The sequence below is a fragment of the Mesorhizobium sp. NZP2077 genome, from assembly GCF_013170805.1.
Lineage (GTDB): Bacteria > Pseudomonadota > Alphaproteobacteria > Rhizobiales > Rhizobiaceae > Mesorhizobium.
Genome location: NZ_CP051293.1, coordinates 3978545 through 3998204 on the forward strand (window position 1 = coordinate 3978545; position 19660 = coordinate 3998204).

General features: G+C 61.4%; 20 protein-coding genes and 2 pseudogenes. 16 read left to right on the plus strand and 6 right to left on the minus strand.

What is annotated here, in order from left to right; genetic code table 11:
- Positions 1-196 precede the first annotated feature (196 nt).
- From HGP13_RS19765 to HGP13_RS19820, 12 genes are read left to right on the plus strand one after another with little or no spacing between them, the layout of a single operon-like run.
- Entirely contained in the window at positions 197-853 is a 657-nt protein-coding gene (locus tag HGP13_RS19765; protein ID WP_172234784.1) for a cytochrome c3 family protein, read from the plus strand.
- Positions 837-3821 (plus strand): TAT-variant-translocated molybdopterin oxidoreductase, encoded by a 2985-nt coding sequence (locus tag HGP13_RS19770; protein ID WP_172228353.1) that lies wholly within the window; start codon positions 837-839, stop codon positions 3819-3821. The genes HGP13_RS19765 and HGP13_RS19770 overlap by 17 nt, the downstream gene beginning before the upstream one ends.
- The gene (nrfD, locus tag HGP13_RS19775) at positions 3814-5193 is read left to right on the plus strand and encodes an NrfD/PsrC family molybdoenzyme membrane anchor subunit (RefSeq protein WP_172228355.1); all 1380 of its coding nucleotides are present in this window, start codon (positions 3814-3816) and stop codon (positions 5191-5193) included. Before HGP13_RS19770 ends, nrfD begins: the two co-directional genes overlap by 8 nt.
- Positions 5190-5717: a DUF3341 domain-containing protein gene (locus HGP13_RS19780; RefSeq protein ID WP_172228357.1), complete on the plus strand. Its 528-nt coding sequence runs from the start codon at positions 5190-5192 to the stop codon at positions 5715-5717. The genes nrfD and HGP13_RS19780 overlap by 4 nt, the downstream gene beginning before the upstream one ends.
- Complete coding sequence (locus tag HGP13_RS19785) at positions 5714-6253, plus strand: cytochrome c (protein WP_172228359.1); 540 nt, start codon at positions 5714-5716, stop codon at positions 6251-6253. The genes HGP13_RS19780 and HGP13_RS19785 overlap by 4 nt, the downstream gene beginning before the upstream one ends.
- Positions 6250-7383: a hypothetical protein gene (locus HGP13_RS19790; protein WP_172228361.1), complete on the plus strand. Its 1134-nt coding sequence runs from the start codon at positions 6250-6252 to the stop codon at positions 7381-7383. The genes HGP13_RS19785 and HGP13_RS19790 overlap by 4 nt, the downstream gene beginning before the upstream one ends.
- On the plus strand, positions 7376-7864 hold the full coding sequence (locus HGP13_RS19795) for a hypothetical protein (RefSeq protein ID WP_172228363.1): 489 nt from the start codon (positions 7376-7378) through the stop codon (positions 7862-7864). The genes HGP13_RS19790 and HGP13_RS19795 overlap by 8 nt, the downstream gene beginning before the upstream one ends.
- Complete coding sequence (locus tag HGP13_RS19800; RefSeq protein ID WP_172228365.1) at positions 7861-8616, plus strand: SCO family protein; 756 nt, start codon at positions 7861-7863, stop codon at positions 8614-8616. Before HGP13_RS19795 ends, HGP13_RS19800 begins: the two co-directional genes overlap by 4 nt.
- The gene (gene coxB / locus HGP13_RS19805) at positions 8613-9572 is read left to right on the plus strand and encodes a cytochrome c oxidase subunit II (protein ID WP_172228367.1); all 960 of its coding nucleotides are present in this window, start codon (positions 8613-8615) and stop codon (positions 9570-9572) included. Before HGP13_RS19800 ends, coxB begins: the two co-directional genes overlap by 4 nt.
- The gene (gene ctaD, locus HGP13_RS19810) at positions 9569-11209 is read left to right on the plus strand and encodes a cytochrome c oxidase subunit I (protein ID WP_172228369.1); all 1641 of its coding nucleotides are present in this window, start codon (positions 9569-9571) and stop codon (positions 11207-11209) included. Before coxB ends, ctaD begins: the two co-directional genes overlap by 4 nt.
- Complete coding sequence (locus tag HGP13_RS19815; protein ID WP_172228371.1) at positions 11209-11847, plus strand: cytochrome c oxidase subunit 3; 639 nt, start codon at positions 11209-11211, stop codon at positions 11845-11847. Before ctaD ends, HGP13_RS19815 begins: the two co-directional genes overlap by 1 nt.
- Positions 11844-12098 (plus strand): cytochrome C oxidase subunit IV family protein, encoded by a 255-nt coding sequence (locus HGP13_RS19820; RefSeq protein WP_172228373.1) that lies wholly within the window; start codon positions 11844-11846, stop codon positions 12096-12098. Before HGP13_RS19815 ends, HGP13_RS19820 begins: the two co-directional genes overlap by 4 nt.
- 224 nt (positions 12099-12322) lie before the next feature.
- Here the strand turns inward: HGP13_RS19820 and HGP13_RS19825 are convergent, their stop codons facing one another.
- From HGP13_RS19825 to map, 5 genes and pseudogenes are all read right to left on the minus strand, one after another.
- Positions 12323-13564 (minus strand): site-specific integrase, encoded by a 1242-nt coding sequence (locus HGP13_RS19825; protein ID WP_172234785.1) that lies wholly within the window; start codon positions 13562-13564, stop codon positions 12323-12325.
- 132 nt (positions 13565-13696) lie between these two features.
- Positions 13697-13899: pseudogene (locus HGP13_RS19830) on the minus strand (JAB domain-containing protein); the annotation flags it as partial.
- A gap of 226 nt (positions 13900-14125) precedes the next feature.
- The gene (locus HGP13_RS19835) at positions 14126-14713 is read right to left on the minus strand and encodes a hypothetical protein (protein WP_172228375.1); all 588 of its coding nucleotides are present in this window, start codon (positions 14711-14713) and stop codon (positions 14126-14128) included.
- Between the two features lie 339 nt (positions 14714-15052).
- Positions 15053-15523, minus strand: a pseudogene (locus HGP13_RS19840) (UPF0758 domain-containing protein); the annotation flags it as partial.
- Positions 15524-15579: 56 nt separating this feature from the next.
- Positions 15580-16407, minus strand: coding sequence for a type I methionyl aminopeptidase (gene map, locus HGP13_RS19845; protein ID WP_172228377.1), 828 nt, complete (start codon positions 16405-16407; stop codon positions 15580-15582).
- A 198-nt stretch (positions 16408-16605) separates the two neighbouring features.
- On the opposite strand from map, the gene HGP13_RS19850 reads away from it, so the two are divergent.
- The 4 genes from HGP13_RS19850 (at position 16606) to HGP13_RS19865 (ending at position 18323) form a co-directional block, all read left to right on the plus strand.
- Positions 16606-17022, plus strand: coding sequence for a hypothetical protein (locus tag HGP13_RS19850; protein ID WP_172228379.1), 417 nt, complete (start codon positions 16606-16608; stop codon positions 17020-17022).
- A 112-nt stretch (positions 17023-17134) separates the two neighbouring features.
- Positions 17135-17374: a hypothetical protein gene (locus HGP13_RS19855; protein ID WP_246707069.1), complete on the plus strand. Its 240-nt coding sequence runs from the start codon at positions 17135-17137 to the stop codon at positions 17372-17374.
- Between the two features lie 180 nt (positions 17375-17554).
- A complete protein-coding gene (locus HGP13_RS19860; RefSeq protein WP_172228383.1) occupies positions 17555-17851 on the plus strand; it encodes a DUF982 domain-containing protein in 297 nt (98 codons plus the stop codon).
- Positions 17852-18059: 208 nt separating this feature from the next.
- Positions 18060-18323 carry a DUF6074 family protein gene (locus HGP13_RS19865; RefSeq protein ID WP_172228385.1) on the plus strand — a complete coding sequence of 88 codons (264 nt, stop codon included), beginning with the start codon at positions 18060-18062 and terminating at the stop codon, positions 18321-18323.
- A gap of 296 nt (positions 18324-18619) precedes the next feature.
- Here the strand turns inward: HGP13_RS19865 and HGP13_RS19875 are convergent, their stop codons facing one another.
- Positions 18620-19132, minus strand: coding sequence for a hypothetical protein (locus tag HGP13_RS19875; protein ID WP_172228387.1), 513 nt, complete (start codon positions 19130-19132; stop codon positions 18620-18622).
- Positions 19133-19660 lie beyond the last annotated feature (528 nt).

A 19660-nucleotide genomic window follows, 5' to 3' on the forward strand; every position in this document is an offset into this window, starting at 1 on the left:
GGCTAGATTTCCAGGTATGGAGCGTTCGTGATCATCTTGAACGCCAGCCATTGCTCATGGTTGCGGGCACGGGCGGCGTTTCAGCCGCGGGCAGGGGTCACCATTTTGTGAGCAGTTCTCACTGGCGGAACCTTTGCCACATCGCCGCCGTTAGGCGGTCGATCCAGAATCTGGCTCCATGCAAATCGGCGAGGGGATGCCGCAGGTTTTTTCCAGCAATGCCAATGGGATTGCCCGCTTTGTGTTGTGGGGCGTGTGTTTTTTCGCGATTTTTGTCGCCATTGGCGGGACGGCTTTTTTGCGATCAGGCTTTGTGACCGGCGTCGGACAACCCATTGCTCAACCCATCCCGTTCAGCCACAAGCACCATGTCGGCGAAATCGGCTTGGACTGCCGTTACTGTCACAGTGGCGTCGAGACGTCGGCCTCTGCGGGCCTGCCCGCGACCGAGGTGTGCATGACCTGTCACTCGCAGCTCTTCACCAATGCCGACATGCTGGCCCCGGTGCGCGCAAGCCTTGCCTCAGGCCAGCCTTTGCAATGGCAACGCGTCAATCCGGTGCCGGATTTCGTCTACTTCAACCATTCGATCCACATCGCCAAGGGTGTCGCCTGCGAGACTTGCCATGGCGAGGTCGACGATATGCCGCTGATGAAAAAGGCGCATTCGCTGTCGATGGAATGGTGCCTCGGCTGCCACCGCGATCCCGCTCCCAATCTTCGCCCGCCGCAGGATGTTTTCCTCCTGCATTGGAAGCCACCGCAGGACATCGAAGAGGTCAGGCGCTCCTTGATCAGCATCCTCGACATTCACACCCAGACCATGACGGATTGCTATGTCTGTCACCGCTGACATCAAGCCGGTCCCGGCTTCCGACCTTGCCGCACTTCGGCTCGCCGCTGCGGGGCGTGGACCATGGCGAAGCTTGGATGAACTGGCTGATAGCGCGGAATTTCAGCGCTTTGTCCAAGCCGAGTTTCCGGCGATTGCCGAACGCATGCCCCTCACTGTCGATCGCCGAACGATGCTGAAGTTGATGGGCGCGTCGCTGTCGCTGGCCGGTCTGACGGCCTGCAGTGAGGCCCAGCGCATCGTGCCTTACGTGCGCCAGCCAGAGAATGTTATTCCCGGCAGGCCGCTCTATTATGCGACAACGCTCGCCAGCGATGGCTACGGCATTGGCGCGGTGGTGGAGAGCCACGAAGGCCGGCCGACCAAGGTCGAGGGCAATCCGGATCACCCGGCATCACACGGTGCAACCGATGCCGTCATGCAGGCTGCGGTGTTGTCGCTGTTCGATCCAGAACGGTCGCGTACGCCGCTCAAGCAAGGCGAGCCGGCCAGTTACGATGACTTTCTGAAAGATATCGCCGGGCTTGCCGGTGGATGGACCGCCTCAGGCGGACAAGGCTTGGCTCTGCTGATCGAAGCGACGACATCACCGACAGCAAAAGCTCAGATTGAAGCGCTTAAGAACCGATATCCCAAGCTCCGCGTCTTCCAACACAATGCGCTCGCGGCCAATTCCGGCGAGCAGGCAGCGGCGAAACTGTTCGGCAAGCCGTTGACGCCAATCTACCATTTCGATCGCGCCGATGTGATCGTCAGTCTGGATGCCGACTTTCTTGGAGAAGGCGCAGGTCGTCTCGCCTATGCCCGAGACTTCGCCAACCGGCGTCGCGTGCGTAAATCGACCGACACGATGAGCCGCCTTTACGTCATCGAGTCGACGCCGACGATCACGGGTGCGGCGGCCGATCATCGTCGTGCCGTCAGGCCAAGTGCGGTCGAAGGTATTGCGCAGGCGCTCAAAGCGGCTCTCGAAGGAGACAAGGGGACAGCCGGTTCGTCGCCGCTCGAACCAATGTGGACAACTGCGCTTGTCGATGATCTTCGCAGCGCGGGGCGCAACGCACTCTTGGTGCCCGGTGCGCACCAGGCACCGTTCGTCCACGCGGCAGCATTTGCCATGAATGCCAGGCTTGGCGCCATCGGCAACACGCTGGAATTCATCGAACCTCCTAATGTCATGCCAAGCGATGGCGACCTTGTGATGCTCTGCCAAGCCATCGCGGGTGGTTCCATCGACACGGTCGTCGTGCTCGGTTCCAATCCCCTGCAGACCGCGCCATCGGACATCGATGTCCGCAAGGGCTTCTCCAGGCTAAAGCTTCTTGTCCACTGGGGGCTCTATCGCGACGAAACGGCGTTCCCAGCGCACTGGCATATTCCCGCCGCGCACGAACTGGAAGGTTGGAGCGATATCCGCGCCTATGACGGCACGGCTTCGATCGTGCAGCCGCTTATCCAGCCCTTGTTTGGCGGCAAGAGTCTGCATCAGCTGATAGCCGCGTTTAGCGGCGATTATAACGCTGATGCACCGGCACTGGTGCGCTCGACATGGGAGGCCATGGATGAGCCGGCCTGGCGCAAGGCTCTGCGCGATGGCGTTGTCCCGAACAGTGCCGCTGTCCCGATCGCCGTCACCATGCCGGCAGATATTGGCGCCGTTGCGCCAAGACCGTCTGTTGGAGATCGGCTTGAGGTCAGCTTCGTCGCCGATTCCTGGCTGCGTGACGGCCGCCACGCCAATTCGTCCTGGCTGCAGGAACTGCCACGGCCGCTAAGCAAGCTTGTCTGGGGCAACGCGGCTCTGGTCTCGCCCGGCACCGCGGAGCGCCTTCAACTTGAGAACGGGCAGATCGTCAATCTGGCGCGCGGTGGCAAGGATATGGATGCGCCGGTCTGGATCACACCGGGCCAGCCGGAAGAGACGGTAACGCTGTCGCTTGGCTTTGGGCGCAAGATCGGATCGATTGCCGCGCTGGCCGGTGGCTATGATGCTTTTGCGTTGCGGACCGCCGGCGCTCTCTGGTTTGCCGATGACCTCGCGTTGACCGCGCGCGATGGTTCCGCGCGCGTGATTACGACCCAACACCATCAGGCGATGGAGGGCAGGGCGATCGTGCGCCATGCCACACTCGACGCCTTCAACCGCAACCCGCATTTCGTGCGCGAAAATGCGCCGGCGCCGGCCACCGAGTCGCTCTATCCCGACTGGACCTACGATCAGGAAGCTTGGGGGATGGCGATCGACCAGTCGGCCTGCATTGGCTGCATGGCCTGTGTGTCGGCATGCCAGGCAGAAAACAACATCCCGACTGTGGGTCCGGACGAAGCGGCGCGCGGCCATGAAATGCATTGGCTGCGCATCGACCGCTATTACGAGGGCACCGTTGACGATCCCGACATCTTCTTCCAACCGGTGCCATGCATGCATTGCGAGAAGGCGCCATGCGAGGTGGTCTGTCCCGTCAACGCCACCACTCATACGCATGACGGGCTGAACGCGCAGGTCTATAACCGCTGCATAGGCACGCGCTACTGCTCGCAGAACTGTCCCTACAAGGTGCGGCGCTTCAATTTCTTCGGCTATCAGGACTTCGACAAGGACTCTGCCGGGCCGCAACAGGCCGTGCACAATCCCGATGTCACCGTGCGCTCACGCGGCGTCATGGAAAAATGCACCTATTGCGTCCAGCGCATTTCCGAAAAACGCATCCGCGCCCAGATCGAGAACCGGGAGATCGCCGCTGACGAAGTGGTCACCGCTTGCCAGCAAGCCTGTCCGACACAGGCGATCAGCTTTGGTGACCTTAGCAAGAAGGGATCAAAAGTCGTGCGCGAAAGGAACGAGCCGCATAATTATGCGCTGCTCGAGGAGCTGAACACGCGGCCGCGCACCACTTATCTCGGCAAGATCACCAATCCCAACGACCGGATTGAAGCCAAGCCGGGCACGGAGACCGGCCATGGCTGAAGCCGTTGCCGCCAGAGGTAGAAAATCGCCACGCCCGCAGCCGGTGCTGCGCGGTCGTCACGATTTTCCGGAAATCAGCGGTCGCATCAGCGCCGTTGTCCTGGACGGAAAGCTGCCGCGGCTGTTCTGGGCCGCCTTTTTCGTCTGCTTCGCCTTTGTGCTGCTGTTCCTCTTTTCCATCACCTACCTGATTTCGGTCGGTGTCGGCGCCTACGGCATCAACATCCCTGTTGTGTGGGGCACGCTGATCTCGAGTTTCGTCTGGTGGATCGGTATTGGTCACGCCGGCACGCTGATCTCGGCCGTGCTGCTGCTTTTGCGCCAACCCTGGCGCGCCTCGATCAACCGTTTCGCCGAGGCGATGACGCTGTTTGCCGTGGCAATGGCTGGGCTCTACCCAATCCTGCATCTTGGCCGGCCGTGGTTCTTCTATTGGCTGCTGCCGCTGCCCAACACGCACATGCACTGGCCGCAATGGCGCAGTCCGCTGGTCTGGGATTTCGCCGCGATCTCCACCTACGCCACCGTCTCCTTGCTGTTCTGGTACATGGGCCTGGTGCCCGATCTCGGCGTACTGCGCGATCGGGCAAAGTCGCGTGCCGGACAAGTGTTTTACGGTATCCTTGCACTCGGCTGGCGAGGTTCGGCCTTCCATTGGGCGCGCTACCAGACCGTGTATTTCCTGATGGCAGCCCTTGCGACGCCGCTGGTCGTGTCGGTGCATTCGATCGTCGCGCTCGATTTCACCTTTGCCATCACACCGGGATATCACTCGACGATTTTCCCACCCTATTTCGTCGCCGGCGCGCTGCTTTCCGGCTTCGCCATGGTGCTGACGATCGCGATCCCGTTGCGCTGGGCGTTCGCGGTCGAGGATCTGATCACGCTGCGCCATATGGAGAATGCCGCCAAGCTGATGATCGCCGCCGGCATGATCGTCATTTACGGCTATGCCTCGGAAGCGTTTTTTGCCTGGTATTCGGGTCAGCCCTATGAGCGCGCCATGATGGCCGAACGCGCCGTCGGTCCTTACGCTCCATTGTTCTGGACGATGCTGTTTTGCAATTGCGTCGTCCTGCAGCTGCTGTGGTTTCGCGGTGTTCGGCTCAACATGCCGCTGCTGTTTTCCATCGCGCTGGTCATCAATATCGGCATGTGGCTGGAGCGCTATGTCATCGTCGTCACTGGCCCGAGCCGCGACTACCTGCCGTCCTCGTGGGGCGAACAATCGCTGACCTGGCTGGATTTCGGCATCTTGTTCGGCTCGATCGGCACCTTCTTCGCGCTGCTCTTCCTGTTCATCCGCATCTTGCCGGCGATCACCATCTTCGAGGTCGAGGAACTGGCCGAAGAAAAGGGCGGCGCGGCATGAGCCTCTACGGCGTCATCGCGGCTTTCGCCGATCCGGATGCGCTGACGCTGGCGGCCCGGACGATGCGCGACAAGGGCTACCGGCGCATGGATGCTTTCTCGCCCTTCGAGGTGCACGGCCTTGCCGACATTCTCGGCATGCGAAAGACGCGGCTGCCATGGGCGGTGCTGGCGGGCGCTGTTGCCGGCGCGGTGCTGGTCTACGCGTTGATCCTTTATTCGGTCGAGGTGGATTTTCCCATCAACGTCGGCGGCCGGCCGCTACACTCCTGGCCGCCTTTCACGGTGATCGCGTTCGAGGCGGCCATTCTGGGCGCGGCACTGGCCGGCTTTGCCGGCATGCTGTGGGCGAACGGTCTGCCGCAATATTACCACCCTGTCTTCAACGCCAAGAGTTTCACCTATGCGCAAGGCGGCAGGTTCTATCTGCTGGTCGAGGCGGCCGACCCGAAGTACCGCAAGGGCGTCACCAAGGGTCAATTGACGCGGCTTGGCGCCGAAACGGTCGAAGAGGTGGAGGCATGAGAGCGCCGACGCTTCTTTTGCCGCTCTTGCTGCTGATCGCGGGCTGCAAGCAAGACATGGCGGACCAACCGCGCTACAATCCGCTTGCGCGCAGCACGCAGTTCGCCGACGGCATGTCGGCGAGGACGCCGGTCGACGGCACGGTGACGCGCGATGCCGATCTGACGGCAACGCCGAATAAATTTCCCTATCCGATCACCATGGAGCTGCTCCAGCGTGGACAGCAACGCTTCGACATCTTTTGCTCGCCCTGTCATGGCCGCACCGGAGATGGCCACGGCATGGTGGTCCAGCGCGGGTTCCCGGCGCCGCCGAGCTATCATCAGGATGTGCTGCGCAATGCGCCGGACCGTCATTTCTACGACGTCATCACCAACGGCTATGGCGCCATGTATCCATATGCCGCGCGTGTGCCGCCGACAGACCGCTGGGCGATCGTTGCCTACATCAGGGCTCTGCAATATTCGCGTTATGCATCCGCCAGCGCACTGCCGAGCGATCTGCGTGCGAAACTCGATGTGGAGGCCACGCGATGAGGCGTCCCGCATGGCCTGATGGATATCTTGCTTCACTGGTTTTGCTGGCCGCCGCAGGGCTTCTGCTGGCGGCCATCGGGCTCTTCTTCGATCCTCGGAGGGCGCTGGCTGGCTGGCTGACGGTCGCGCTCTTCCTGCTTGGATTGCCACTTGGGGCTATGACGATCCTGATGGTCCATGGGCTGACCCGCGGGCGCTGGGGAGAAGCGTTGCGTCCGCCCCTGCGCGCCATCGTCGCTACCTTGCCGCTCGCCTTGCTGTTGCTTCTGCCTGTTCTCGTGCCGCTTCATTTCGTCTTCCCGTGGGCAGGAACTGATCCAGCTATGTCGCCGGAGACGGTGCGGCAAAAATTTGCCTATCTCAACGTGCCGTTTTTCGTCATTCGCTTCATCGTCTGCGCCATGATCTGGATGGTGCTTGGGTGGTTGATCCTTGGGTGGACAGCGCCCGACAAAGACAGAGGCACGGCGAGCCGCCCCTATGCGATCGGGCTCATCGTTCATGGCCTTGCCGTGACCGTATTTGCCATCGACTGGATGCTGTCGATCGAGCCCGACTTCATCTCCAGCATCTATGCCATGCTCGAAGCCGCGGCCGAGGCCGTCGGTGCCTTTGCACTGGCTTTGACGGTGCTGGCCGCCGGACGCGCCATAGAAACCATGCCCGGCGGCGAGGACGACACGGCCTTGGGCGAGGACGTCGCCAACATGCTGTTCGGTTTCATGCTGATCTGGGCCTATCTGTCCTTCATGCAGTGGCTGATCATCTGGGCCGGCGACCTGCCGGAGGAAATCCACTGGTACATCCTGCGCAGCCAGGATGGTTGGCAGTACCTGCTGTGGCTGCTGATCGCGCTGCAATTCGCGGTGCCCTTCGCCGGCTTCCTCAACCGCTCGGCCAAGCGTAGCCATCGCGGTCTGCTCGGCCTTGGTGCGTTTGTCCTGGCCGGACATTTCACCGATGTCGTCTGGCGCATCCGCCCGGCGCTGTCGGCCGCCGGAGCGCCGGTATCCTGGACCGACCTGGCGGCGGTCGCCGGTGCCAGCGGCGCGTGGTGCGCCTTGTTCCTTTGGACCCTGTCCGAGCCGAAACGGATCGCTTTCTGGCACGGGAGGCAGGTCCGTGGTTAGGGCTGCACATCCCGAAACGCGCGACGTGCAGCCAAGGGCAGTTCTGCTGTTTGGCGCCGGTCTGCTCGTCTTCTTGGCGCTGGCTGCGATAGCGTTGAAGCTGATTTTCAACACGACGCCATATTGGCCGCTGGCAGGTGGCGGGACTGGAGACGCAACTCCACAATTGCAGGTGTCGCCTGCAACCGATCTCACGGCCTTTCGCAAGCAGGAAGATCAGGAACTGGGCAAGCTCGGCTGGGTCGATCGCAATGCCGGCATCGCACGCATTCCGATCGAAGACGCGATGAAACTGATCACCGTTCAGGGACTTCCTGATTGGAAACGGCAAGTCGTTTCGGAGAGGCAGGATTGTGCTTTGCTCGGGCAGCAGGTTCCCCGTGCGCCCCAACTCAGCAAATGCAGCACGGCTGCCGGCCAAGCCGACGACGCTGCGCGCCGGCCAGACCATGTCGCGCCGGCCCCTGCGGTGCGGCCATGATACGCTCGCTCCTGGTCTTGGCTGTGCTGCTCGCGGCAAGTGTGGCCGGTGCGACAGAGCGCCCATCCTTCGATCCGAAGATCGGCGCACAACTCGACATCGAAAAGGCCTTTCTCGATACTTCGGGCAAGGCAATTAGTCTGTCCGACATTCTCGCCGGCCGTCCGGCGCTTGTCATCTTCGGTTACGACAAATGCCCCAACCTCTGCGGTGTCACCCAGCAGGCGGTTGCCTCAGACCTAAACAAGACAGGCCTCGATCCACGGACCTACCGGGCGCTTTTCTTTTCGATAGATCCTTCGGAGACCTTTCAGGATGCGATCGCTGCAAGAGCCGAAGTCGCGCCGTCCGCCGGGCAAGAAGGACTGGCGGCTTGGCGGTTCCTGACCAGCCCCGACGATGCCGGTGCCGCGCTTGCAGCCGAAGCCGGCATCACCTTCGATCGGCGCGATCGGATCGCCCAATATGTCCATCCGATCGCCGTTATCGCACTGACGCCGCAGGGCAGGATCGCACAGGTGCTGCCGGCGCTGAACTTCGAACCGCGCGATCTCAAGCTTGCTCTCGTCGAAGCATCGGCCGGCCGGCTGGGCTCGATCGCGGACCATATCTTCCTGCTCTGCGCCGGCTTCGATACGTCGAAAGGGCAATACACGTCCGCGATAGAGGCGGCTGTGAAGATGGCAGGTGCAGCGACACTCTTGGGTCTTGGCGTCAGCCTCTTCATACTTACGCGACGGAGGCGGGTTTGAGTTTGGGCATCCCCTTCACACCGCCCGAAGCGTCGTCGATCGCCAGCAGCGTCGACACGCTGTTCTACACCTTGCTGGCCTTCACCTTCGCACTAGGTCTCTTCTTGGCCAGCCTCGTCGTCTTCTACGCCATCAAATACCGTGCCGGTTCGAAGGCCGACCGGACCGGCGAACGGACGCGAAGCCTGCCCTTGGAAGTGGCCTGGACAGTCGTCAGCTTGCTGATCGCATTCGTCATCTTCGGTTGGGGCGCCGTGCTGTTCCTGCGTCGCGAGCATCCGCCCATCGACGCGCTCGAAATCGCTGGCCTTGGCAAGCAATGGATGTGGGAGTTTCGCCATCCCGGCGGCCAGCGTGAAATCAACGAACTGCATGTGCCGGTCGGCAAGGCCGTGATCGTGTCGCTGGCGTCGCAGGACGTCATCCACTCCTTCTTCGTCCCGGCCTTCCGGGTCAAGCAGGATGCCGTGCCGGGGCGCACGACGCATGTCTGGTTCATCGCCGACGAGCCCGGTCGTTATCATCTGTTCTGCGCGCAGTATTGCGGGACACAACATTCCGAAATGGGTGGCTGGGTGACGGTGATGCAGCCGGAGGCCTACGCCGCGTGGCTTGGCGTCCAGGGGCAGGGCGACACGCTCGCCGCCGACGGTGAAAAGCTGTTTCGCGCGCTGGGCTGCTCGGGCTGCCACGGCAATGCCAGCAAGGTCAGGGCACCAAATCTGGCCGGTATCTTCGGACGGCCGGTGGCGTTGGACAATCAGCAGACGGTGATTGCCGACGACCGCTATCTCCGCGATTCCATCCTCAATCCGAAAAAGGAAATCGCTGCCGGCTACGATCCGGTGATGCCAAGTTTCGACGGCCTGGTCGATGAGGGGGAGATGCAGATGCTGCTTGCCTATCTCAAATCCCTTTCGCCGCGCGCGGCGGCCAAGAGCGAGCCAGTTCAATGAGCACCGACGCATTGAGGCCATCGAGCTATCTGGGGGAGGGTGCCGGTCCAGCCGCGTGGCTACTCACCACCGACCATAAGCGGGTCGCCTGGCTCTATCTGATTTCGCTTACTGCCTTTTTCTTCCTCGGCGGCGCCTTTGCCGTCCTGATACGGATCGAGCTCGCGACGCCCGCCGGCGACCTCGTCTCGGATGACACCTACAACCGGCTGTTTTCGCTGCACGGCATTATCATGGTCTGGTTCTTCCTGGTTCCATCCATCCCCGCCACGCTCGGCAACTTCCTTTTGCCGCTGATGATCGGTGCACGAGATCTCGCCTTTCCAAGGCTCAATCTGGCGAGCTGGTATGTCTTCATGCTGGGTAGCCTGTTTGCCCTGGCTTCGGTGGTCTTCGGTGGCGTCGATACCGGCTGGACTTTCTACACACCGCTCTCCACCCTCTACGCCAACGGCTTCGTCTCGATGGCAGCCCTTGGCGTCTTCATCGTCGGGTTTTCGACGATCATGACGGGCATCAATTTCATCGTCACCATTCACACGCTGCGGGCGCCAGGCCTGACCTGGTTCCGGCTGCCGATCTTCGTCTGGACCATGTATGCGACCGCGCTGGTCATGGTGCTGGCGACGCCGGTGCTCGCCGCCTCGCTGATCCTGATCGTGCTGGAGCGCGTGTTCGGCATCGGCATCTTCAACCCGGCGCTGGGTGGCGACCCGCTGCTGTTCCAGCATCTGTTCTGGTTCTATTCGCACCCCGCCGTCTACATCATGATCCTGCCCGGCATGGGAGTGGTCTCGGAGGTGCTGCCCTGCTTCAGCCGGCGGCCGCTGTTCGGCTACAAGGCCGTCGCCCTGTCCTCGATGGCGATCGCCGTGTTCGGCTTCCTGGTATGGGGCCACCACATGTTCGTCTCCGGCCAGTCAGCCTATGCCGGCGTGCTGTTCTCGTTCCTGTCGTTCTGCGTCGCCATTCCCTCGGCGATCAAGGTCTTCAACTGGAGCCTGACTCTGCGCAAGGGCGAGATCTCTTTTGAGACGCCGATGCTCTACGCGCTGTTCTTCCTGGGGTTGTTCACCTTTGGCGGGCTGGCAGGCCTCTTCCTGGCAGCGCTTGCCATCGACGTTCACGTCCACGACACCTACTTTGTCGTCGCGCATTTCCATTACATCATGGTCGGCGGCATGGTGACGGCCTATATGGCCGGACTGCACTTCTGGTGGCCCAAACTGACCGGCCGGATGTACTCCGAGACCTGGGGGCGCATTGCCGCGACCGTCACCTTCCTCGGGTTCAACCTCACCTTCTTTCCGCAATTCGTGCTCGGCTTCCTCGGCATGCCGAGGCGCTATCACACCTATCCACCAGAATTCCAGTTCTGGCACATCCTGTCGTCGGCCGGCGCCGTCGTGCTGGCGGTGGGTTACCTGATGCCGTTGTTCTACCTCGGCTGGTCGATGTTTCGCGGCGCCCGCGCACCCGCAAATCCTTGGGGGGCGACCGGGCTTGAATGGCAGACTGCTTCGCCGCCGCCACCACACAATTTCGACACCATGCCCAGGGTCAACCGACCTGCCTACGACTACGACATGAAGGGGCTGCAACACGAGAAGTTCAGTCCGCACAAGGACGAGGCCTGATGGGCGCGTCGACCGAAAGCGTCGCCTTCGATACGCCGGCCCGCGAACAGGCCGCTGATACGTTTGCCATGTGGGTCTTCATCGGCTCGGAAGCGATGCTGTTCGGCGCGATCCTGCTGGTGTTCCTGATCGCGAGGATCAGCTACGGGCCAGCCTTCGCCGCCGCATCACACCACCTTTCGCTTCCACTCGGCACGCTGAACACCGTCGTGCTGATCACGTCCAGTTTCAGCATGGCGCTAGCGCATCTCTTCGCCAGCAGAGGCCGTTGGCGTGCATCGACCTGGTCGCTCGCTGCGACGGCGCTGCTGGGCCTGGTGTTCCTCGGCATCAAGGCAGCGGAATACACGATGGAGTTTCGCGAGGGCGTCGCTCCGGTGCTTGGCGCCCCGTTCACCTATGATGGACCCGATCCTGTGCATGCCGAATTCTTCTTCGGCCTCTATTTCGCGATGACGTCGCTGCATGCAGTGCATCTCATTGGCGGCATCGTCGTCATCGCAGGCATGCTGGTGATGTGGTCGAGCGCGACGCAGTCCAGTCGGCTTCGCCGCGTGCGGGCGATCGGCCTTTACTGGCATTTCGTCGACATCGTCTGGGTGTTCCTGTTCCCCGTTCTCTACCTGAGCAACCGATGAGCGACATTCGCAAGCTCACCATCGCCTATTCCGGACTCCTGGCCTTGCTGGGTCTGACGGTCGGCTCATCATTCCTCGACCTTGGTGGTTTGAACTCCGCGCTCAACTTGGTGATCGCTGCTGGCAAGGCCGCGATTATCGCCGTTCTGTTCATGCAACTGACCGGTGAGGGCATCTTGCCGCGGCTGGCGGTTGCGGCGACAGGCTTGTGGTTGGCCGTTCTGTTCGGACTGACGTTGATCGGACGATGAGGATGGGACATAGTAGGCTTCTTGTTGAAGAAGCCTGTGATGCTCCGCAACTGCCGAACCTAACTCAAGGCGGGCGCGACAACCGTTGTTGATCTTACCGCAACCGCAGAAATCCTCCCGCCGAGCGGGTTCGTTCATCGGCCCAACTGCGGCCATTCGTGAACTTTCTTCGATTGACGCACCCGGCAAATTCACGACACGCAACTTCATGTTGCACCGTTAGGTCAGGCGGCTTTGCGGTTCTGCCCCTTGGTAAGCAACGCGGTGATGAACTTGTCCCACTTCTTCATGCCGGCGCGCTTTTCCGGCATGTAGTTCCATCTGTCGTAATTCTTCGAGCTGACATCATGCAGGGCATGGTTCTGGATGCGGTCGCGGATTTCCTTCGTCACCCCGGCTTTGCCGGCGAGTGTCTTCCAAGTTCGCCGCAAATCCCGATTGGTCACCACCGGGATAACGCCACGCTCGCGCTGCCTCCAGATGAAGCTGTATAGGGTGTTGTGGCTGACCGGTACGGACGGGTCGTTCGCTGATGGAAAGAACCACCCAAATTTGTTCGGCTTGAGGGAATTGATCAACTCGGCGGCCAGCGCGGGAACGGGTATCGCGTGCGGCCGGCTGTTCTTCGTCTTCGACCAGTCGATGATTTCTTCGGCGGCATCCCACTGATCGACGTGCAGTCGGGCAATCTCCTCGACACGTTGTCCAGTCAGCATGAGGATGCGGATGGCGCGGGGGTACGGCGGATGCACGGGAGTGTCGGGGCATTCGAGCCAGCGATAGAGCCGCACATATTCGTCCTCATCCAGCCAGCGGGTGCCGACATTCTTTGGTTCGGTCGGGATGCCCGCCGCCGGATTATAGGCAAGCCGGAAGCGGCGAGGGGAACTGTTCCGATAGTCATGCTCGGACTTCATGCCCCAGCTGTAGGCGGAACGGACATAGCTTCGGACGTGATCCGCCATGACCCGGGCACCGCGCTCGTAGATAGGGCGGATGACGTTGGCCACTTCATCGGGTTCGATCTCGCGCGCTAGCCGATTGCGCCCGAGTGTGTCGGCAACCTTGTTTAGTCCCTTCTCGGCTTCCTTCCAGGAGGACTTGCCGTTCTCCCTGAGGTTCTCGACATAGGCCTCGAAGAGATCGCCGACGGTCCCGGGCCGGGTATCCGTGGCGATCTTGATGCTTCGGCCTTTCTGGATGAGATTGGCGAAGTCGCGCTGGAAGAGTTCGCGCGCTCCAGCCAGAGAGGTCGATGGATAGGAACCGATCTTCTTTTTCGTCCGTTTGCCGTCGCTCCACTGCTGGGCCATCCACTCTGCTGTCACTCGCGTCGGCATGGCCTTCAAAACCAGCACCAGCCGACCCGTGCCGCGACCTTCGCCATCGGCGAGGTCCGCCTGCTTGCCTGACTTCTCGACCTGTTTGATTGCTCGCCGAATGGCTCCGTCAGTGAGGCTGGGCATGGCTGGACTCGTGCAGATTTGGGGGCGGTATGGGCCCGCTAATTGGTGACGGTAAGGCGTTCGGTCGCCGAAAACCGCCTCCAATATGCCAAAAACTGCCCCCTGTACGCAAGACCAAAAAAGATCAATGATTCAATGTGATTGAGCGGGATTGTTCGTGACGTTTGGAGGGCGAAATGGATGGTTGTGGATCAGGATGATCGCGGTGGCCGAGAGTTCGAGTGCCCGCTTGACCACTTCCCGGGGATAGACGGGCGTATGGTCGACAGTGCCGGTCTGTTGCACCTCGTCGGCGATCAGCCGTTCTTCTTGTCAAGGAACAGGATGCGGAACTGCGGTCTTATGTAGCAAACGCACCAACTTCTCGCACGACCTAAAGGGTGGGTTCCCATAAAATCCGGGGATGCCAAGAGTTGCCCCTATCGTCCGCTCCACCCGATACGAACACGCCATCAACACGCTGATGGCGAAGCGATCCGAGATATCCGGCGCAATCCGGTTCAAAGGCGCGGATCTGGCTCACCAGCTACAGCACATAGACGCGGTGCTGTTGATCCTCGGCTACAAGGGCGATCCGTCGCTTACAGCACCAGCAAACATCAAAGTTCCTACTACGCACAGCGTTGCGCCCAGCAGTATCCAGACAGCCCCTTTGCGGCCGCCAGTATCCATTCCTCTACCGGCAAACCAGAAGCCCAGCCAGCCGACAACGGCCAGAAAGCCCAGCCTGACTGGTGTGATCTCGCAGCCCAGCAGTCGGTCGCTGAAGACACCACAGGAATGCATGCGGCTTCGTGGGCTGGCGTCGTCTTCACGGTCATCGGTATCTTCTTTATTTGGCGGACTCTCACCGCAAACACCGCTGCGGTTGAGCAGGCGAGAGAAGCCAACCAAATCGCCCGTGACGCCAATGAAGCGCAACTGCGTGCCTATCTGCTTGTGAAGACGATCCTCGCCGACTTTGTTTTCAACCCTAAAACTGCCGAAATTACCGGCGTTACCATCAAACTGGTGATCCGAAATGGCGGGCAAACTCCGGCTATGAATGTCGGGCATGCCATACGATTGAGCGAAACGGTTCTTGGCGACCCGCCAGAGGATATGAGCCAAGCCAAAAGCGTCCCAGTGACGTTTGATATGCAGCTTCATCGGGCAGCCGACGTTGCACCCGGGTGACGAGGTGGTTGTCATTGACCAGACGATACCGCTAAACATGTTCGATAGCTTCGAACGGCAGCATGGGCTGAGTTGCAACCTGAATTGCCACTTGCAATACAAGCCGGTCGTCAGCAAGGACGTTAAGCATCTCATTCTGAATTATTGGATTAGGCGAGACGGCAACAAACCTCGCTTGCGCGTCAGCCGGTCCGGTCCAAACGAGACAACCTAAGACCGCGGCCAACGCCGCTCGCGCCCACACGGCGCGCCGCCTAGCTCAAGGCTCCCTCCTTCGGAGGCGGCTCGACGCGATTGGTGCGTTTGCTACATAAGACCGCGGAACTGCTCGCGCGCCTCGAAGGCCATGGCCGAGCGGCAATAAGCGAGAAGCTGCGTCCAGGATGAAAGGTCCTCGCGGCCATGGACCTCGCCACGCGCCATGCGCTGCGCCGTCGCAGCGACAACCTTCAGGGCGAACGCCACAGCCGGGCCGATGCCCTTGACCTCCTGCAGCAGGTTGACGGGCGCGCCAAGCACTTCGGCCAGCGTGCCGAAGCGTGCCAGCAGCGCCTTGGCGGCCGGCTTGGTGTCGGCGCGCGGGATCAGCCGGAACAGCAAGAGCTCCAGAAGTTCATGGTCGGGCAGGGCGTCTGGACCCGCCGAGGCAAAGCGCTCACGCAAGCGGTCGCGATGGCCGAGATAACCAGGTTTTTCGGCTGGAGCCGGCTTGGCCTTCGCCGCTGGCCGGACCGGCACCTCGGAAAAGAAACTCCGCTCGTCGTCGTCGCTGGCTTTCCCCATCTGCCCCCGCATCCGGCCAATCAGTCGGGCAAAGCAGTCGCCCGGCGTGTCAAATACTAGGCCGGCAGGCCGGGACGGTCGAGGTTGTTGGGCGAGAGCGTGAAAATCTCGCAGCCGGTGTCGGTCACGCCGATCGTGTGCTCGTACTGCGCCGACAGCGAACGGTCGCGCGTCACCGCCGTCCAGCCATCCGACAGCACTTTCACATGCGGTCGGCCGAGGTTGATCATCGGCTCGATGGTGAAGATCATGCCTGGCCGCATCTCGACGCCTTCATTGGCGCTGCCATAGTGCAGGATATTCGGAGCGTCGTGGAAGAGCTGGCCGACGCCGTGGCCGCAGAAATCACGCACCACCGAGCAGCGTTCCGCCTCCGCAAAAGTCTGGATGGCGGCGCCAATGGCGCCGGTGCGGGCACCCGGCCTGACGGCCGCGATGCCGCGCATCAGGCATTCATGGGTGACCTCTAGCAGCCGCTCGGCCGCGCGCTTGATCGTGCCGACCGGATACATGCGCGAGGAATCGCCGTGCCAGCCATCGAGGATGTAGGTGACGTCGATGTTGACGATATCGCCATCCTTCAGCGGCTTGTTGTCGGGAATGCCGTGACAGACGACGTGGTTGATCGAGGTGCAGGACGATTTCGTGTAGCCGCGATAGTTGAGCGTCGCCGGCAGTGCGCCGTGATCCATGCCGAACTCGAAGACGAAACGGTCGATAGTGTCCGTGGTGACGCCGGGCGCAACCATCGGCACCAACTCGTCCAGGCAACGCGCGGTAAGGTCGCATGCCTTGCGCATGCCGGCAAAACCGTCCTCGCCATAGAGGCGGATCTGGCCGGTGTTTCGAAGAGGGGCCGTCGCGGCGTCGAGATAGGTGACCATTTTGTCCGTATGAGAGGTGGCGCGCTGCAGGAGTGCTGGCGTGAAAATCCCACCAGATTTGGCATTTGGAGGCAAAAGGTTCAAGGAGGAACTGCGTGATGCAGCCTGAGCCGCCCGGATATTCGTCTCGCTGGGGCGATCTCTTGTCGGTTTTGCATGGTTGCTTTCCTTTCCGGCCATCGTGCGCTAGGGCGGGGTATGTCTTGGAGATCGCCTCCGTTTCCCAAGCGCGTCCGATCGCTTGAAGCGCCGCTGACGGCAGCCTGCTCATGTCTGATGGGCCTGGTGCTGCTGGCGATGCTGTTCCTCGGCCGGCCCGATCTGCCCGCCTTCGCGGACCCTGCCCAGGGAGGCGTCGGCGTCGGCCTGGAGCGCTCGGGCGAGGTGGCGGCGCTGCTGCGCGTCACCAACAAGGCCCAGGCACTGGAGGTTCGCGCTGCGCGGCTGGTGCTGGCCAAGTTCGCCGGCGGCCATCCGGCCTTGCCGGTTCCGCAAGCTGTTCTCCTTCGACTCGCTCCGATGTCGCCGGCGGTGACTTTTGCCGGATCCGGCACGGTCTCCGCCCCTGGCGCGAGCACCAACCAGCCACGTGCGCCGCCGTCCACGCAGGCCTGAGCGGTCCAGGACCGCACGTTCACCTTCTAGTTCAAGCCATTCGCGTCGCAACCCGTGCGGCGGCCGAGAGCCGCGCATCGGTGGCGCGGCGCGTCATTTCCGGATGATTGCAATGCAACAACGTATCAAGACATTCAAAAGCCTGTCGCGTGCGGCCTCGGCCGCTTCATTTCTCTCGGTTCAGGCCTTCATCTGCGTCGGAACCGTCTACTGGGCGATCGCCGAGACGCTCTATCTGTCGGGAGCCGGAGCGCTCGTCCTTGGCGCCATCTTCGCCTTGCCGTCGGCCTATGTTCTGCTGACCGTGGTGCGCATGGCCTTCGAGGCGGAGACTGACCCGGCCAATCAGTAGTCGCGCTGGCTACTTGGAAAGGTCTGCCGGATTACCTCGCACCGGCAGGCTTTCCTCAACCATTTGCAGCGAAAATCACCGCTTCCGCAGTGACGACACATTTGCGTGGCACAAACGGGTCAAAGCAACTTTTGACGACGAACGGCGTTGCTTGGGCGACGCCAGTTCGGGAGATGTCTGATGGACAGATTGCAATTCGAGGTGCCGGTGCGCATTGCGCAAGGCCCCGGCTTGCCCGTCGAGGAGATTTACAGCGTCGAGCAGGCGCTGGATTTTCTCCAGGACTGGCCGGCACGCCGGCAGGGACCGGTGTATCAAAGAGCCTTCAATGCCTGCTTTGGCGCCACGGTGGACGTGGTCAAGACCGAGGATGCCTGCCGCGCGTTCATGGCGTTCTGCCGTGTCACCGGACTGATGGCCAGCGACATGATGGCGCCGCGCAAGCGTGGCAGCGAGGCGAGGGCGCTGCAGGCCTGACGACTGCTTCGCCTGTCCAATCGACCAACTCCGCCTCTCAACCAACTTTGCTTGAACGCGTGATGATCTCGTGTGCGGATCATGGCATGCGTGTCCTTCCATGACGACGCATAGACGGCGGCGTTAAGCTTCCGTTTCCACATCAGAGGCTACGCCATTGCTTGTTCGGCAATGTTTGATTCGTTGCGTCAGTCTCATGGTTCGGAAGATGTCCCCAGAAAAAGTTCGTGCATTCCCAATCGACCGTCAGCTATTCCTGGTCAGAGAAGTTGCAGCCAAGCTCGACCATCTGCATGGCGAACCCGCAGCCTCGTTCTGGAGGGCTAAAGCAGCCGAGTTGCTTGACCTCGTTGTCGGGTCAGGAAGAGACAGAGCAACAGCCAGTGAAGAAGTACGCAGGTTTTTCCTGGCCGTACAAAGAGAGCTTTCGAGTGGACTGACGGCCGAGGCGGTTCCAGTTCTTTCTGCCTGAAGCAACCGCTCGGTCGAACCAGGCTTCCAGGCAGCGCCCGGCTACTCCTTCGTCGTTCAGGGCGCCGCAGCCGCTGAAGACGCGGTCGCCGTCAACGCCGGCGTCAAGCTGAACTGGAGTTCCAACACCTCGGTGTTCGCCACTTTTGATGGCAAGTTCGCTGACAAGGTGCAGACGTATGGTGGCAATGTCGGGTTCAGGGTGAACTGGTAGGAACGCGGGAACTGATCCGCGAAGCGAGACATTGAAGAGGCGGGGTCTGTTGATGAACCAGCCCCGCCTCAACCTATTTGGGCTTATGCGCCCCGCAGACGGGCTATATCGTCAGGAGTGGCAGGGCGCACGATGATGGTACGGCCCGTTGCATCCTTCATCTCGAACTTGCCGTTCTCGACCTCCTCCTTGGTTCCATCGGGATGAGTGACCTCCACCTTGTCGCCGTCCACTTCGACCTTATCGCCGGTCGTCGGGTTGACATCGTGGCCGTCATCGTTGGCGTCATGGTTGTCGCCCGCCCCATTGTCATGACCGCTGGACCCGGAATTGCCGCCGTCATCTCCTCCGCCATCGGAGCCGGACTTGCCGCCATCTCCTCCGCCGGAGCCGGAATTGCCGCCAGAACCCGAGCTGCCGCCATGGCCCTCTCCGCCACCACCGCCGCCGCTACCTTCCCCCTTCGCGTAGGCTGCGGCAGGGCCGATCTTGGCCACGGCGTGAAGGTTTATTTGATATGGGGCTGACGTCAAAGCCAACGCTGTCGAGGCACGCAATGCAAAACGGATAAACTGGGTTGAAGTCAATTTTGGCATGATGGTCCTCCTTGCTAACTTGAAGGCAACGTGGCCAGTCGCTGGATTATTCCTGAATTGGCCAGGGAGAACCGATGAAAGCGACATATAAGACTTATGTCGCCGATATCTCGGACCAACGTCCTGCCTGACCGGGGCGATCGCCAATGGAACACCGAACCCGATGAGGCCGGCAATCGAGCGGCATCGCGCCGCTTCGATATGTCAAGGTTAAATGCGGAGAGGTTGCTTCGTTGCTAATCAAGTGGTGGCGGGGGCTGCTCGGGAGGAGCGCCCATGGATATACGGGATATCGTTGCGACGATGTCAGCCAAGGTGCTGAAGCGCCGTGCGGATGCGCTGTCCGTGTCCGTTAAACCGATCCGCGCATCCTTGCCGGACACTCCACGTGGGCCGCGACACAGGCCGGTGCATCGCCCGTCGCCTCCGGTACGTCCGGCCAGCAACATGTAGCTCCAAGGCTTTCGCGGGCGGAAGGTTGCCACACATTGCCGGGGGCGCCGCCCGGCCGCTTGAGACTTTGTTCGT